The sequence below is a fragment of the Hamadaea sp. NPDC051192 genome (assembly GCF_040682475.1).
Classification (GTDB): Bacteria; Actinomycetota; Actinomycetes; order Mycobacteriales; family Micromonosporaceae; genus Hamadaea; species Hamadaea flava.
On record NZ_JBFBAZ010000057.1, the window covers coordinates 1 to 15706 of the forward strand.

Annotated in this window: 14 protein-coding genes; 5 read left to right on the forward strand and 9 right to left on the reverse strand. The window is 69.1% G+C overall.

What is annotated here, in order from left to right; genetic code table 11:
- Nucleotides 1-63: 63 nt before the first annotated feature.
- The 4 genes from AB0M47_RS23355 to AB0M47_RS23370 all read right to left on the reverse strand — a co-directional run bounded on the left by AB0M47_RS23355 (nucleotide 64) and on the right by AB0M47_RS23370 (nucleotide 4630).
- Nucleotides 64-831 carry a DUF559 domain-containing protein gene (locus tag AB0M47_RS23355; RefSeq protein ID WP_363417399.1) on the reverse strand — a complete coding sequence of 256 codons (768 nt, stop codon included), beginning with the start codon at nucleotides 829-831 and terminating at the stop codon, nucleotides 64-66.
- Nucleotides 832-1175: 344 nt separating this feature from the next.
- The gene (locus AB0M47_RS23360; RefSeq protein WP_363417402.1) at nucleotides 1176-3041 is read right to left on the reverse strand and encodes a chromosome partitioning protein; all 1866 of its coding nucleotides are present in this window, start codon (nucleotides 3039-3041) and stop codon (nucleotides 1176-1178) included.
- A gap of 271 nt (nucleotides 3042-3312) precedes the next feature.
- On the reverse strand, nucleotides 3313-3483 hold the full coding sequence (locus tag AB0M47_RS23365; protein WP_363417405.1) for a hypothetical protein: 171 nt from the start codon (nucleotides 3481-3483) through the stop codon (nucleotides 3313-3315).
- A 190-nt stretch (nucleotides 3484-3673) separates the two neighbouring features.
- On the reverse strand, nucleotides 3674-4630 hold the full coding sequence (locus AB0M47_RS23370; protein WP_363417408.1) for a hypothetical protein: 957 nt from the start codon (nucleotides 4628-4630) through the stop codon (nucleotides 3674-3676).
- 168 nt (nucleotides 4631-4798) lie between these two features.
- Here AB0M47_RS23370 and AB0M47_RS23375 point away from each other — a divergent pair, with 168 nt between their 5' ends.
- Nucleotides 4799-6088, forward strand: coding sequence for an adenylosuccinate synthase (locus tag AB0M47_RS23375; protein WP_363417410.1), 1290 nt, complete (start codon nucleotides 4799-4801; stop codon nucleotides 6086-6088).
- 156 nt (nucleotides 6089-6244) lie between these two features.
- Here the strand turns inward: AB0M47_RS23375 and AB0M47_RS23380 are convergent, their stop codons facing one another.
- The 3 genes from AB0M47_RS23380 to AB0M47_RS23390 form a co-directional block, all read right to left on the reverse strand.
- Nucleotides 6245-7759 (reverse strand): AMP-binding protein, encoded by a 1515-nt coding sequence (locus tag AB0M47_RS23380; RefSeq protein WP_363417413.1) that lies wholly within the window; start codon nucleotides 7757-7759, stop codon nucleotides 6245-6247.
- 135 nt (nucleotides 7760-7894) lie between these two features.
- Entirely contained in the window at nucleotides 7895-9109 is a 1215-nt protein-coding gene (locus AB0M47_RS23385; protein ID WP_363417511.1) for an acyl-CoA dehydrogenase family protein, read from the reverse strand.
- Entirely contained in the window at nucleotides 9109-9561 is a 453-nt protein-coding gene (locus AB0M47_RS23390) for an SCP2 sterol-binding domain-containing protein (protein ID WP_363417513.1), read from the reverse strand. The genes AB0M47_RS23385 and AB0M47_RS23390 overlap by 1 nt, the downstream gene beginning before the upstream one ends.
- 113 nt (nucleotides 9562-9674) lie before the next feature.
- Here AB0M47_RS23390 and AB0M47_RS23395 point away from each other — a divergent pair, with 113 nt between their 5' ends.
- Nucleotides 9675-10265: a TetR/AcrR family transcriptional regulator gene (locus AB0M47_RS23395; RefSeq protein ID WP_363417516.1), complete on the forward strand. Its 591-nt coding sequence runs from the start codon at nucleotides 9675-9677 to the stop codon at nucleotides 10263-10265.
- A gap of 202 nt (nucleotides 10266-10467) precedes the next feature.
- On the opposite strand, the gene AB0M47_RS23400 is transcribed toward AB0M47_RS23395, so the two are convergent.
- Nucleotides 10468-11409: an HlyD family efflux transporter periplasmic adaptor subunit gene (locus AB0M47_RS23400; protein WP_363417416.1), complete on the reverse strand. Its 942-nt coding sequence runs from the start codon at nucleotides 11407-11409 to the stop codon at nucleotides 10468-10470.
- 176 nt (nucleotides 11410-11585) lie between these two features.
- Between AB0M47_RS23400 and AB0M47_RS23405 the strand changes: the two genes are divergently transcribed.
- The gene (locus AB0M47_RS23405) at nucleotides 11586-12149 is read left to right on the forward strand and encodes a hypothetical protein (protein ID WP_363417419.1); all 564 of its coding nucleotides are present in this window, start codon (nucleotides 11586-11588) and stop codon (nucleotides 12147-12149) included.
- Between the two features lie 115 nt (nucleotides 12150-12264).
- On the opposite strand, the gene AB0M47_RS23410 is transcribed toward AB0M47_RS23405, so the two are convergent.
- Entirely contained in the window at nucleotides 12265-12996 is a 732-nt protein-coding gene (locus tag AB0M47_RS23410) for a serine hydrolase (protein WP_363417421.1), read from the reverse strand.
- A 349-nt stretch (nucleotides 12997-13345) separates the two neighbouring features.
- Between AB0M47_RS23410 and AB0M47_RS23415 the strand changes: the two genes are divergently transcribed.
- Nucleotides 13346-14071, forward strand: a complete 726-nt coding sequence (locus tag AB0M47_RS23415; RefSeq protein WP_363417424.1) for a response regulator transcription factor — start codon at nucleotides 13346-13348, stop codon at nucleotides 14069-14071.
- Between the two features lie 2 nt (nucleotides 14072-14073).
- The gene (locus AB0M47_RS23420) at nucleotides 14074-15654 is read left to right on the forward strand and encodes a HAMP domain-containing sensor histidine kinase (protein ID WP_363417426.1); all 1581 of its coding nucleotides are present in this window, start codon (nucleotides 14074-14076) and stop codon (nucleotides 15652-15654) included.
- Nucleotides 15655-15706: the final 52 nt, after the last annotated feature.

The following is a 15706-nucleotide window of genomic DNA, read 5'->3' on the forward strand; positions in this document are numbered from 1 at the left end:
TCCCGCGTTGATCATGGAGTTAACTGTGGTGTCGTCGGTGTGGCGACACTGGATACTCCATGATCAACGCCGTGGATCTTGGTTGAGCATGGAGCGGACCAGTGCTGTGAGGTAACCCGGTCGTGTGACGTCGTCCCAGGTGAACCGGACAACGCGATATCCCGCCCGGACGAGGCCGTTCTGCCGATGGCGGTCACGAAACAGCGCTTCCGGCCGGTCATGGAAAGCCGCCCCGTCCGCTTCGGCTATCAGCCTGGACTGTCGCCAGAACATGTCGGCCCGCCCGAGGAACCGACCGTCGTCGGCGAAGATGTCGACCTGAAGATCATCCGGTGGTACCCCGCCATCGACGAGACACAGTCTGCCAATGGATTCCAGGGGGGACTCGGCTCGAGGGTCAGCCTCGGCGACGAAGGCTCGGGCGAGGACCGCGCCGCGGCGCCGGTAGAACGTCGACATCAACTTTTCCAGATCCTCGACTGCAAGGATCTTGCGGTTCAGCGCGGCGTCAAGCGTGGCGACAGCCTCCAACCGCCGGGCGGTCAGCAGCATGTCGCTTACCGTCCGCAGCGGGTCGGTTGCCGGGATGCCTGAGATGTGCTCGATCTGTTCCAGCGAAAGCGTCCACTGGTGGATTCTTATGCGGCGGTCGAGTATCCGCTTCGATGCTGCGGCCTGGGGCGGCACGGCGAACTCCAGTGGAACATCGGTCGCCCGCCATCCGGGAATGTGATGGAGCAAGGCGGCAGTCTTCCGGACCGCGACCGCATGTGGTCCCAGCGCCAAGTGGGCCGCCCGGATGAGGATCTCGTCCGCGAGATCTTCGACCATGGCGTCCCCGTGGATGAGATAGACGCCGCGAAACAAGCGTCGCCATCGTCGAGAACGGACGAAGTGCTCGATCTCAGTACGCGTGAGACCGGTGTCCACGGCCTGTTCAGCTGTGATGAGCCAGTTCTGTCGTTGAGCGATATTCCAGGCGTCTCGGGTCCATGGCATGCGCCACTGTGCGTCGGGCGACTGGTCGCGAACAGCTGCCGGCGTACGCCGGCTGTGGGTATCGAAGCGGTGTGGACAACCGGTCGCCGAGAGCGTTGATCATGGGGTTTGCCCCCTCGACACACCGTCGAGACCACAGTTAACTCCATGATCAACGGAAAAAAGGGGGGGTGGGGTTAGAGGCCGGCGGCTACGGCGGCGGCTACTTTCAGCCAGGCGTCGGTGGTGGTCGTCGACAGGTGGGTGTACGCGATCGGCTCCCCGGTGTCGACGATCCGCTCGTACGGGACGCGCAGCACGGCACGCGTACGCGAGGCGAAGTGCCGTTCGATGCTGGGCACGTCGAGTTCGCGCAGGCTCTGCGGCATCGAGATGACCGTGACGGCTTGGCGCACCGCGCGTACGCGGCCGGTCTGCTCGAGGTGGTCGAGCATGCGCGCCGCCGTCTCGGCGGAGTCGTTGCGGGCCGACATGGTCACCACGAGCTGGTCCGTCGCGTCTACGGCAGCCTGCCAGTTCGGGGCGCGTACGTTGTTGCCGGTGTCCACCACGATGATCTTGTAGAACCGGCTGACGACGTCGCGGATGTCGCCGAAGGCCAGCTCGGTCAGCATCTCGCCGGCCGTCGCCGACTCGTCCGAGGCGAGCACTTCGAACATGCCTTCGCCCTGGCCGCGTACGTAGTGGGACAGGTCGCCGACCCGGCCTTGGGCGCCCTGGAACAGGTGCAGGTCCCGCAGCAGGTCCCGCACCGTACGCGAATGGAAGTCCTGCTGCGCCCGCATCCCGAGAGTGCCCTGCGTCTCGTTGTTGTCCCAGGCCAGGACGTAGCCACCGCGGCGCTGCCCGAAGGTCATCGCCAGCATCAGGACGGCCACCGTCTTGCCCGCGCCGCCTTTCGGATTCACCACCGTGATCTGCCGCAGCCCGCCGAAGTTGCGCCGGACGAAGTCCACGTCGGCGAGGTACTCCTGCTCCCGGCGGCCGGGCGGCGGACTGATCAGGCCGAACGTCGACTTCCGTAGCGCACCGCGTAGACCGCGTTCGGCCTGCGGCTCGGGACGCCGTTCAGCGCGCCGCCGGGAGAACTCCTCGGCCGTGATCGGGCGTACGGCGGGGCCGGGTTGCTGGTGCGGGCCGAGCTGGTAGGGCTCCTGCGGCGGATTGTCGGCGGTCCACCCGCTGTCCTGCTCCGATGAACGGTCCAGCGAAGGGTCCGGGAACCGATCCAGCGAACGAGACGATGAACGGTCCGGGAGGCGATCCGACGAGTGGTCCGGCAAGCGATCCGGCGAACGGTTCGGGAGCCGGTCCGGCAGATAGTCCGGCAGCCGATCGGCCGACGCGTCATACGACTCGGGCGACGTGTCATACGGCTCATAGGACGGTTCGTATGGCGACGCGTAGGACGGCTCGTAGGACGGCTCGTAGGACGGCGCGAGGTCCGCGTCGTAGTGGTAGACCGGCTCCTCGGCGGGCGGCTGCGGCCAGTACGCGGGTGGCTCGGCGGACCCCGGCTCCGGCTCGGCCGCGAAAGTCGGCTCCACCCAGCCCGGCTCGACCAACGGCGAAGGCGCGGACGCTGAAGAAGCGAATCCTGCGGAAGCCGACGCTGAGGAAGCCGACGCTGAAGAAGCCGACATCGGAGAGTCGGGCACCGGCGGACCAGCCGACGGCGAAACAGACGACGGCGAACCTTGGGCGGGGGGCGTGGAAGCAGGTGGAGTCGGCGGTAGGAAGACCGGCGGTGGCTGCACCGGTTCGGCCGGACGCGGCATCGGCGCCGGCGGCACCTGATGCGGTACGCCGTGCAACGGCTGGATCTGCCGACGCGGCAGCGCGTCGACGTCGGCCGCGCCGCCCTGGCCGACCATCGGGTACTGCGAGCTCGGCGGCTGAGCCCAGGCGGACTCCGGGGCCTGCGGGAGATCCTGCGGCATCGGCGGCACGTACTGCGTGGGCAGGTTCGGCTTCGGACGCTGCGGCAGGGCGACAGGCACTCCCGCCCGCGCGACCGTGGCGTCCGGCGGGGCGTAGATCACCGGCTCGTCCAGCGCGGGCTCCGCGTCGGCGGAGGAAGCCCCAGACGAGGCGCCGGTCGACGACGCGCCAGACGCCGAAACGCCAGACGCCGAAACGCCAGACAACGAACGGCCGGTCGACGATGCGCCGGTCGACGATGCGCCGGTCGACGACGCGCCGGTCGACGATGCGCCGGTCGACGACGCGCCAGACGACGATGCGCCGGTCGACGAAGCGCCAGCCGACCGAGGGTCGAACGCGCCAGGGCCGGACGACCCAGGGCCGAACGCCTCAACGTCCGACGAAGACGGCGGCGACGAAGACGAAGACGGCGGCGACGAAGACGAAGACGACGGCGAAGCAGGCTGGGACGACTGCCCGGTCGGCAGGGCACGCCGACTGCCTAGGGCCGCTGCCATCGGTCCGCTGCCGGCCTCGGCCGCCTGTTCCGGACCCGGCCACGCCCCATCCGGTCGTGGCGTCCGGTGCGCTGCTTTCGGCGTACCCCTTGGTTTTGCGGACGAGACGGACCCGACGCCGGGCCGCGGGTCCGGAGCCCCGTCGACCTCGTCTTCGGGCCAGAATTCATCATCCACGCAGGCAAGGGTAGCGATCCTTGGCGAGCGCGCCACCCCTCGTGATCATTTCGCGACTAGCTGTACACGGCCCAGGCCTGACGCTCGATCCACCACGAACGCTTGCGCGTCAGCTCGCCGGTGACCCCGTCCTCCACGAACGGCAGCGTCTCCTCGGCCGCGAGCCGCGGCGCGATCGAGACCGCACGGCCCCGTGCCCGGCGGACCTCGACGCGATGGGTGTCGCGACCGAACCGGCGCTTGACCAGGGCGGGAACCGCGATGCCGACCTCGACCAAGCCGTCCGCCGGATCGGGCGCGGTCACCAGGTCGATGCCGTCGAGCCGCGCGTAGCCGTCCGCCACGGTCACCGCGCAGGCCAGCACGTCCTCCGCGCCGTCGCTCAGGACCAGGTCGTCCACCTCGATCCGGCCGCGGAACGGCACCGACAGGCCGCGCTGGTCGGCCGCGCCCAGCAGCACGCCGTCGATCACCACCGACCCGCCGTCCTGCCGCAGCAGATCCAATCGCCGCACCCGGTCCGCGAGCACTGCTCGCGCGACTTCCGCGGGCTGGCGCGGCAGCCCGAGACGCGCGGCGAGATCACCGCTCTCGCCAGCATCAAGCGGGAGTACGCCCACCGCCGGCAGATCGGGGAGCGTCCGGTCGGCGGGCAGGTCCCCGGGTCGCTTCGACGGCGGCGGGGCGTAACGGCGAACCAGCCGCCGGACCACATGCCGGAGCTGAGAGTCGGACGCCACCGCCACGACCAACCGGGACTTGGTCTCGGGGTCCGGCCGGCGCAGCCCGTCCGGCTCCTCGGGAGCGTCGAACCGCGCCAGCACCTCGTCGATCGCCTCGTCGTGGTACGCCGTCACGGTCTCCACCCGGGCACCGGCCTGCTTGAGGGCGTCGGCGCAGTGCAGAACGGGCGTCCGGACAGCCGGCTTCGGGGCGTCGTGGCCGCAGGCGCCGCAGTCGCCGCCGCACCCGGATGGGGGCTCCTCCAGCGTGAGGATGACCACGTCATACACGACGGCGCTCTCCTTCGTGGGCGATGACGCACCTTCGCGCGCCGATCCTGATCGACTTGTTAGCCTGACACCCCGGGTAGACGTGATCGCGTCTCACCTGGGTACCGGCCGACTCCGGCGGCGTCGCCGCCGTACGGGGAAGACCATATCGCCGAGGAGGCGACAGCGATGCCAGCGATAGTGCTGATCGGCGCGCAATGGGGCGACGAGGGCAAAGGCAAGGTTACCGACCTGCTCGGGGACCGTGTTCAGTACGTCGTCCGCTACTCCGGCGGCAACAACGCCGGGCACACCATCGTCACGCCGGACGGCCAGAAGTACGCCCTGCACCTGATGCCTTCGGGCGTACTCTCCCCGACCGCCCAGATCGTCATCGGCAACGGTGTGGTGATCGACCCGAAGGTGCTGCTCGCCGAGGTCGACGGACTCACCGAACGGGGCATCGACTGCGAGCGCCTGCTCATCTCGGCCGACGCGCACCTGATCATGCCGCACCACCGGGCTCTGGACCGGGTCGTCGAGCGCTACCTCGGCTCCGGCCGCATCGGCACCACCGGACGCGGCATCGGCCCGGCGTACGGGGACAAGGTGTCGCGTATGGGCATCCGCGCGCAGGATCTCCTCGACCCCGGCATCCTCCGGAAGAAGCTCGAACTCGTCCTCCGGGAGAAGAACCAGGTCCTGGTCAAGGTCTACAACCGCAAGGCCATCGACGTCGAAGCGGTCTACCAGGAATACCTCGGGTACGCCGAGCGCATGGGCCCGTGGATCACCGACACCCGGTCGGTCCTCTGGGAGGCGCTCGACCGGGGCGACACGGTCTTCATGGAAGGCGCCCAGGCCACCATGCTCGACCTCGACCACGGCACGTATCCCTTCGTCACCTCGTCGAACCCGATCGCCGCGGGGGCCTGCGTCGGCACCGGCATCCCGCCGACCCGGCTCAACCGCGTCATCGCCGTGGCCAAGGCGTACCTGACCCGGGTGGGCTCCGGCCCGTTCCCGACCGAACTGCACGACGAGGTCGGCGAACGCATCCGCAAACTCGGCCAGGAATACGGCACCACCACCGGCCGCCCCCGGCGTACCGGCTGGTTCGACGCCGTCCTCGCCCGGTACGCCGTCCGCCTCAACGGCGTCACCGACCTGGTCGTCACCAAGCTCGACATCCTCAGCGGCCTCGACCAGGTGCCCGTCTGCGTCGGCTACGAGATCGACGGCAAGCGCGTCGAAGACATCCCGATGACGCAGACCGACTTCCACCACGCCACCCCCGTCTACGAATACCTGCCGGGGTGGTGGGAAGACATCTCCACGATGCGTACCTTCGACGAGCTGCCGGCGAACGCACAGAGCTACATCCTTCGACTCGAAGAGCTGTGTGGCACGCGGATCTCGATGATCGGGGTGGGACCGGGTCGCGACGCGAACATCATCCGCCACGACCTTCTCACCTGACCGGTACGCTCGCCGCTCGGCTCGCTACCCCCGCTACCCTCGGCTACCCCGCTCGCGCCTCGCGCTCGCTCGCCGCGTTGATCATGGAGTTAACTGTCGTCTCGACGGTGTGTCGAGGGGGCAAACTCCATGATCAACGCGCTGTGCGTGGGGCGGTCAGCGGAGGAGGCGGGGGATGACCTTGCCGGTCGCCGTTCGGGGCAACTCCCGCAGGAACAGCACATCCCGCGGTACGCAGAAGCGCGCGAGATAGTGCCGGACGTATTCGCGTACGGCGTCGGCGTCGAGGTGTTCGCCGGGGTGCAGCACCACGTACGCCGCGAGCCGCTGGCCGAATTCGGGGTCGGGCACGCCGACGACGGCGACTTCGCGTACCTGGGGGAGTTGGCTGATCAGTTCTTCGACCGGGCGGGGGAAGACGTTCTCCCCACCCGAGATGATCATGTCGTCGGCGCGGCCGTCCACGTAGAGCAGTCCGTGGTCGTCGAAGTGGCCGAGGTCGCCCGTGCCGAGCAGGCCGCTCGGGGTGGTCTCGCGGTTCGAGGTGTACCCCTCGAACAGCATGTCGTTGCGTACGTGGATCTCGCCGACCTGCCCGGTGGACACGGGCTGGCCGCTGCGGGAGCGGATCTCCACCGTCGTGCCCAGGGGCGGGCGGCCGGAGGTACGCGGATCGTGGCGCATGTCCTCGGGGGTCGCGATGGACACCCAGGACGCTTCCGTGCTGCCGTAGAGGTTGTAGAGGCAGTCGCCGTACGCGTCCATGAACTTCGTCGCGAGCCCGCCGGGCAGGGCCGAGCCGCTGACGGCGACGACGCGCGGCGTCACGCCGGGGGTGGGCGTCGCTTCGAGCAGCCGCTGGAGCATCACCGGTACCGCGATCAGGCCTTGGCAGCCCAGGTCGCGTACGGCGGCGATCGTGCTGAGCGGCTCGAACCGGCGCTGGAGCACGAGAGTCGCCCGGAGGCCGAGGGCGATCTGGAGCGCGGCCAGTCCCCAGGTGTGGAAGAGCGGCGCGGCGACGAAGATCCGGTCGCCGACCTTCAGCGGGATGCGGTCGAGCACGCTCGCCAGTGGTCCCAGTCCGCCCGGGGTCTTGCGCCGGGCGCCTTTCGGGGCCGCGGTGGTGCCGGAGGTCAGCACGATCAGCCGACCGGCCCGTTCCGGTGGGCTCAGCTTTCCGGGGGGAGTGTCGGCGACGAGCTTCTCCACGGCCACTTCGTTCAGCGCCGGTACGCCCGGGATCAGCTCCATCAGGTCGTTGTCGGCGATCACCAGCTCGATGCGCTGGTCGTGGGCGACGGCGTCGATCGCCGCCGCCGACAGCGACGGGTTCAGCAGCACGACTTCGGCGCCGAGCGCGCAGCCGGCGACCATCGCGGCGATCATGCCGGAGTGGTTGCGGGCGAGCACGCCGATCCGGCCGCCGACGCCGATTCCGTGGCGTACGCGTAAAGCCAGCGCCAGGCGCTCGGACCGGTCCCAGAGTTCGGCGTACGTGTGGCTGCCCTCGGGATCGATGACCGCGACCTGGTCGGGTGACCGCTCCGCGGCGGCCCGCAGTTCGCCGGCGACCGAGAAGCCCCAGCGCTTGAGCGTCGCGAGCTGGGAAACGATCTTGCCGGGCGGACCCGGGTTGAGTAGTCCCCGCTTTGCCAGCACCCAGAGCATCCGACGCCTCCGTCCATGAACCGCTCGTTACTCCTGGGTAACAAAATGACGGATGGTGCGGGAGATCACAAGGGGTGTCCCACGAAAATCGGGACCATTTCCGCAGAAATGGCCCCGATTCTGTCGTGCCGCGGCTCAGCGCAGGGGCAGGCCCGAGATCGCCCGCGCGATGACCAGACGCTGGATCTCGCTGGTGCCCTCGAAGATCGTGTAGATCTTGGCGTCGCGGTACCAGCGCTCGACCGGGTGCTCCCGGGTGAACCCGGCCCCGCCGAGGATCTGCACCGCCTTGGAGGTCACGTCGACGGCGACCTCGCCGGCCTTGAGCTTGGACATCGAGCCCTCGCCCGCGGTGAACGGCCGGTTGTTGCGGCCCATCCAGGCCGCCCGCCAGACCAGCAGGCGCGCGGCGTCGATCTCCATCTTCATGTCGGCCAGGGCGAACGCGATGCCCTGGTTCTCGATGATCGGCCGGCCGAACTGGACCCGCTGCTTGGCGTAGTCGAGGGCGTACTCGTAGGCCGCACGCGCGATGCCGAGCGCCTGCGCGCCGACGGTCGGCCGTGACAACTCGAAGGTACGCATGGAGGCCTGGCCGCCGGTGCGCTCGCCGGACCGCGCCCGTGCCAGCCGCTCCTCCAGCCGCTCGCGCCCGCCGAGCAGGCAGGACGAGGGGAGGCGGACGTCGTCGAGGAAGACGTCGGCGGTGTGCGAGGCGCGCAGGCCCAGCTTCTTCAGCTTCCGGGTCGAGTGCAGACCGGCCGTGCCGGGCGGGACCACGAACGCCGCCTGGCCCCGGCTGCCCAGCGACGGGTCGACGGACGCGGTGACGACGTGCACCGCGGCGATCCCGCCGTTGGTGGCGAACGCCTTCTGCCCGTTGAGCACCCACTCGTCGGTGGCCTCGTCATACACCGCGCGCGTACGCATGGCGGCGACGTCGGAGCCCGCCTCCGGCTCGGTAGAGCAGAACGCCGCTACGGCAGGGTCGGATTCGGTGCCGAAGCACTGCGGAACCCACTCGGCCAGCTGCTCGGGATCGCCGTTGCCGAAGATCGCCGCGACCGCCAGCGAGGTGCCCATGATGGACATCGCGATGCCGGCGTCACCCCAGAACAGCTCCTCGTTGGCCAGGCACATGGACAGTCCGCTCGGATCGGCCCAGGCGTTGGCGAGGAACTCGAAGCCGTAGAGCCCGATCTTCGCGGCCTCCTGGAGCACCGGCCAGGGCGTCTCCTCGCGTTCGTCCCACTCCGCGGCAGCGGGGCGCACGGCCTCGGCGGCGAAGCCGTGCACCCAGTCGCGCAGCTCGCGCTGTTCCTCGTTGAGGTCGAGCGAGAACTCCACGATCAGGCCTTCGGGATGCTGAACAGGTTGGCGATGTTGGAGGCCAGCGCGAGGTCGCCCTTGGCCTTCAGCTTGCCCGTCATGAACATCATGACCGGGTTGCCGTTGCCGGAGACGACCTTGAGGAAGTCGACCGGGCCGACCGTCAGGGCGAGCTTCGGGTCGTGCTGCGGCGTCTCCGACAGGGTGCAGGCCCCCTTGGAGATGACCAGCTCGTACGTGTCGGCGCCGCCGTTGGGGGCCCCGGTGATGCTCCAGTGGATCACGGCCTCGGTGTTGCCGGCCCGGTCCGGGCGGAACAGCGCCGGCATGCGGCGGAAGATCTCGTCGAGCACCTTCGGCCGCAGGTCGCCACTCATGACCTCGGCGATCTGCGCGTCCGGCGCGGACTTGACGAGCTGGGCGAACGCGCTCGGGTCGAGCGACGAGAAGTCGGAGAGGTCGAAGTCGGGCATCATATCCTCCGTCACGCTGAGCTTGATAACTTACTCGTGCGTAACCTTACGCGCGAGTAGGTAGGGTGGCAAGCGTGGGAAAACGACTGCCGCGCAGCGTGCGGGAACAACAGATGCTCGAGGCCGCCGTCCGGGTCTTCGCCGAACGTGGATTCCACGCCGCGACGATGGACGAGGTCGCCGAGCGCGCCGGCGTGTCGAAGCCCATGGTGTACGCGTACCTGGGCACCAAGGACGAGTTGTTCGTGGCGTGCCTGCGCCGGGAAGCCGGGCGGCTGCTGGCGGCCGTCGCCGGAGTCGTCGATCCGCAGCTCGCCCCGGACGAGCAGCTGTGGCGGGGGCTTCGCGGCTTCTTCAGCTACGTCGGCTCGAACCGCGACGGCTGGGCGGTGCTGTTCCGCCAGGCGCGTACGCGTGAGCCGTTCGCCGGTGAGCTGGCTCGGATGCGGCGCGGGATGGTCTCCGTGATCGCGGAGAAGCTGGCCGACGCGTTGCGGTCTCGCGGCCGGGACGTGCCGCCGGACGAGCTGCAGGCGATGGCGCTGGCCTTGGTCGGTGCGGGCGAGGCGCTGGCGGACCGGCTGGTCGACACCCCGCACGAGGAGCCCGAACGCACCGCGACCCGGTTGATGAACGCGATCTGGCTGGGCGCCGAACGGCAGCTCGACGGCGAGGTGTGGAAGCCGTCGGAGACTGCCGCCTGACAAAAGAACGGCTGCCCGACAAAAAGGACCGCCGCCTGACAAGGGAACGGCTGCGCGACAAAAGGGACTGCCGCCTGACAAAGGAACTACCGCCTGACGAACGGACGGCTGCCTGACGAAGGCTGACCACGGCAGGACGACACAGGCCGCCTGACGGGGAGTCAGGCGGCCTGGATGCGAGTGGGCCGAGTGGAGCGAGCGGCTACGACGCGCTGACGGTCACGTTCGCGCTCTGTCCGATGAGGATGCCGTCCGGCACCTTGTCGAACGTCAGCACCACGGTGTAGGTCACCAGGTTGCTCGACGTCACGCCGGTCTGCGCGATCTCCGTGATCTTCGCCGTGTACTCGCCGTCGTGGCCCGGCAGCGTGACCGTCGCGGACTGCCCCATCGTCAGGGAGACGATGTCGGCCTCGCTGAACGACGCCTTCACGACCATGGTGGAGACGACCCCGATCGAGATCACGTTGCTCTTCGCGGTGTCGCCGGCCTTGATGGTGACGGTGAGGACCTTGCCCGCCACCGGTGCGGTGATGACCGTGCCTGCCAGCTCTCGCTCCGCCTTGGCCAGGGCGGCGGTCTTCGTGTTCACCGACTGCTTCGCCGACAGGATCGACGAGATGAAGTTCTGGGTCTGCCCGGTCTTGGTGCCGCAGTTGGCGGCCGCACCGCCACCGGTGCCACCGGTTCCGGCAGACGAACTGGAGGTGCCGGACGAGCCGGTCGTCCCGCTTCCGCCGGAGGTGCTGGGCCGCGCGGTCGAAGTGGTCGCGCACGCCGACGGGCTGGCGCTCGCGGACGCCTGTACCGCCGTCAGCGACGCCTTGGCGTCGGCCAGCTCGTCCTCGGCTGTCGCGACGGCCTCCTTGGCCTCGGACTGGTCGATCCGGGCCAGCTCCTGGCCCTTCGTGACGGTGTCGCCGGCCTTGACCGAGACGGAGCTGACCGTGCCGCTGACCGAGAAACTCAGGTTCTGCGTGGTGATCGGCTGAACCGTGCCCTTGGCGGTCACCTCGCCGCTACTGGCCCGTTCGACCTTCTGGTCGCTCGCGGTGGGCGTCGGCGTACTGCCGCCGGTGAGCATGATCGTCCCCGTCACGCCGATCGCGGCCACGGCCGCGACGCCCGCCACGATCCAACGCATCCGATGTCCTCGCATGGTGCCGCAGTCTCGCCAGGCGTACTCGGGGGGTGCTCGGGGACGCCTCGGAGCAACCTCAAAGCTCTGCGCCGATCAGATCCACACATTCCGAGGTGCGTTTGAGGCTGCGCCGAGCATCCCCGTAGGTCGCCTCTCGATGCTGCCGGGCGGAGGTGGTCATGAAGGTACAGATCAAGCGCACCCTGGGCGGCTCGGTGGCGCTCGTGGTGGCGGCGCTGGCCCTCGCAGCGTGCGGCGGCTCCGGCGACGACGGAGGTTCCGGCAGCACCGGCACCGACTCGATGTCGGCGTACCAGAAGTGCCTGTCGGAGAACGGGGTGACGCTGCCCAGCAACGGCGCGCGCCCGACCGACCGGGCCTTCCCGTCCGGCATGCCCACCGACCGGCCGACCGTACGCCCGTCGGGCACCGCGTTCCCCGGTGGCGGCCAGGGCGGTCCCGGCGGCAACGGCGGGTTCGTCCCGCAGGGCGTCGACGCCACGAAGTGGGCCCAGGCGCAGGAGAAGTGCTCGTCGCTGCGGCCGAGCGGACAGGGCGGCTTCGGCAACGGCCAGGGCGGCCCGGGTGGCGGCCAGGGCCGGAACGCGGCGTACCGCAACTGCATGTCCGAGCACGGAGTGACCATTCAGGACGGTCAGGCGCTGAACACCGCCGACGCCAAGGTGGTCGCGGCCGAGAAGGCCTGCGCCGTTCTCAAGCCCAGCGCCAGTCCGACAAACTGACACTTGCGCGACGGCTGCCCTTCGCTACACACTAGGCTCCTGCCCCGACAGGCCCGGTTCCCCCGTGCTGCGCCTGCCGGGGCAGGCTATTTTCCGGCCTGTTTCCGGCCGGGCGTCACCCGTCCGAGGACCGCAGCAGACCCATCGCCGTCGTGACGATTCCGTCGACGAGCGTCCTGCCGGTGCCCAAGCTCTGGTTGTGATCACTGAGGACGGCGATCACCCAGTCGTGATCGTCCTCGACGATGCGCCCCACCGAGTTGGTGGCGTAGAGGCCGCCCTCGTCGTCCAGATCGACCCAGCCGACCTTGACATAGACAGCGCTCGCGGCCGACGTGGCGCCCACGGTCACCCCGAACCGCTGCTCGTCGATGACGTTCGCCATCCAGCCCTGAAGCAGCGCGCGGTTCGCCGCCGACAGCGGGCCGTCGGTGTCGCTGACCGCGTTCAGCAGGCGGACCTGGTCGTCCACGGTGGTCGTCGTCATCCCCCAGGAGCTGCTCGGCGTCGTCTCCGTCAGGCCCAGCGTGGTGTTGGCCGCGGCCAGTCCGCTCCGGCCGCCGATCGCCTTGAACAGCGCCGTGGCCGAGTCGTTGTCGCTCGCGGTGATCGCCGCCTCGGCCCAGGCCTTCTCCTGGCTGCTGAGGCTCTCGCCATCGGCCTGCCGTTGCAGCATCAGGGCGGCGATGATGTCGACCTTCACGATGCTCGCGGTCTGGAACTCCGCCGAGCCGCCGACGCTCACCGACGTTCCAGTCGTCCGGTCGTAGACGGCGATCGCGGCATCGCCGCCCCGCGCGTCGATGTACGCCGAGAGCGCCGTCTCGACGGCGGCGGTGTCGATCACCCCTTCCCGACCCGCCGCGGCTGACGACGCCTCGGTGGACGGTGACGTGGATGACGTCCCCGGCGCTGAAGAGGGTGACGCAGACGACGTCGAGGTGGAGGTGGTGCTACTCACATCTGCCGTTGAGGACGGCTTGTGGGCGGTGGCGACGCCTACGCCCAGCGCCACCACGGCGGCCAGCGAAGCGACTCCTACTGCGAATAAGAGGGGTTTTCGGCTTTGCACCCGAGAAACGTGCCTTGCCCAGCTTGGCGAAGGCTGAGAATCTCGCAGCACCTTCCGAGGTTTCTCCAAGCTCAGGCGGCTACAACCATGAGATCCAGGCGAGGTGCTGGTGAGGAGAAGGAACGTGACACACACAGAGGCGGCCGCTCGGTCCACCCGAGTTCTCGTCGTCGACGACGAGCCGAACATCTGCGCTCTGCTGCAGGCCACCCTGCGGCTGACGGGCTTCGACGTCCGGGTCGCCGAGAACGGCCGCGACGCGTTGATCATCGCCGAGGAGTTCCAGCCGGAACTCGTCGTGCTCGACGTCATGCTGCCGGACATGGACGGCTTCCAGATCGCGTCCAAGCTGCGCGGCGACGGCCGAGGCACGCCCGTGCTGTTCCTCACCGCGCGCCAGTCCGTCGAGGACCGGATCTCCGGCCTGACGGTCGGTGCGGACGATTACGTGACCAAGCCGTTCAGTCTGGAGGAAGTGGTCCTGCGGATCCGCGCCATCCTGCGCCGCAGCCAGCTCAGCTCGCCCTCCGACGACGACGGCGTCCTGCGTTACGCCGACCTCGAGCTGGACGAGGAAGCCCATGAGGTACGCCGGGCCGGCAAGCTCGTCGAGCTGAGCCCGACCGAGTTCAACCTGCTGCGGTACCTGATGGTCAACGCGGGCCGGGTGGTCAGCAAGGCGCAGATCCTGGACCGCGTCTGGAGCTACGACTTCGGCGGCGACGGCCGGATCGTCGAGTCGTACGTCTACTACCTGCGGAAGAAGATCGACAAGATCGATCCGCCGTTGATCCACACCGTCCGAGGCGTCGGGTACGCCCTGCGCCTGCCCCGAGCGGAAGCAGCCTGATCATGCGACTTCAGCGTCTGAGGCCGCGACGGTGGCGTCAATGGACGCTGCGGTCGCGCATGGTCGTCGCGATCGTCCTCATGGCGGGGGTCGCCCTGCTGGTGGTCAACGTCGCGGCCAGTTCCCTGATCAAGAGTTATCTGACCGACAAGCTCGACGAGCAGCTCAGCAAGTTCGGCGGTAACGGCGGTCCGGGCTACGGGAACTCCCAGAATTGGGGATCGAACGGCTCCAACGGCAGCACTGGCGGGACCAACGGCACTCCGATCCCGCCGCCACTAGAGGAGGGCCGCGTGGTGGCCCGGTATTCCGAGGACGGAACGCGCGACAGCCGCGGCGGCTTCGGCGCGGTAGACACCACCGAGCTTCCGCTGCTGGGAGACTTCGCGCAGATCAAGGCGCACGCCACCGGGAAGACGTTCACCGTCGACGGGACCGATGGCAAGTACCGGGTCGTCGTCAAGAGCGCGACCATGTTCGACCGGACGACCGGCAAGGACAAGACGATGTACGTCCTGTCCGCCGAGTCGCTGAACAAGATCGACGCGACCGCCAACCAGATGCTTCTACTCGGCATCGGAGTCAGCGGTGTGATCCTGCTGATCCTGGCGGTCGGGTCGGCGTACGTGGTCAAGATCGGGCTTCGGCCGTTGACTCGCATGGAGAACCTCGCGACCTCCATCGCGAGCGCCGATCCGCCGTCGGGCACCGCCGCCGACTCGCTGGTCGCCGGCCGCGTACCGGACGCCGATCCGCACACCGAGGCCGGGCGGCTGGGGCTGGCCCTCAATACGATGCTCGAACGCATCCAGTCGGCGCTGGCCGCGCGGGCGGCGTCGGAGCAGAAGCTGCGGCAGTTCCTCGCCGACGCCTCGCACGAACTGCGTACGCCGTTGACCTCGATCCGTGGCTTCGCGGAGTTGTATCGGCGCTCGGGGTCGCAGGGCGGCCCGGAGATGAGCGAGATGATGTCGCGGATCGAGCACGAGGCCGCCCGGATGGGCCTGCTCGTCGAGGATCTGCTGCTGCTCGCCGCGCTCGACGAGGAACGGCCGTTGCGGGCGCAGCCGGTCGATCTGCTGGCCGTCGCGGCCGACACGATCAGCGACGCCCACGTACGCAATCCCACCCGATTCGTAGCGTTGACGTCCTTCGATCCAGTGACGGTGATCGGGGACGATCATCGGCTGCGCCAGGTCGCCACCAACCTGATCAGCAACGCCGTCCGGCATACGCCGGAGCACGCCAAGGTCGAGGTCCGGGTGGCTGAGGAGAACCTCGCCGCAGTCACGTCCTTGCCGGTCGCCACGGTCGGCGTGACCCTGCCGGTGGGTACGCGAGTCGCTGTCCTCGAAGTCCAGGACAGTGGGCCGGGCGTACCGCCGCAGCACGCCGAGCGGATCTTCGAACGGCTCTACCGGGCCGATCCGGGCCGGTCGCGGGCGCAGGGCGGATCGGGTCTGGGGCTGTCGATCGTGGCTGCCATCGTGGCGGCTCACGGCGGTCGGGTGGAGTTGTACACGAGCCCGGGGAAGGGTGCCACCTTCCGGGTGTTGCTCCCGCTCAAGGACCTGCCCGCCTAGGATTCCGAGCTGGCTCCGAGATTCGGCCGAGTCACCATCGAGCGCGACCCGC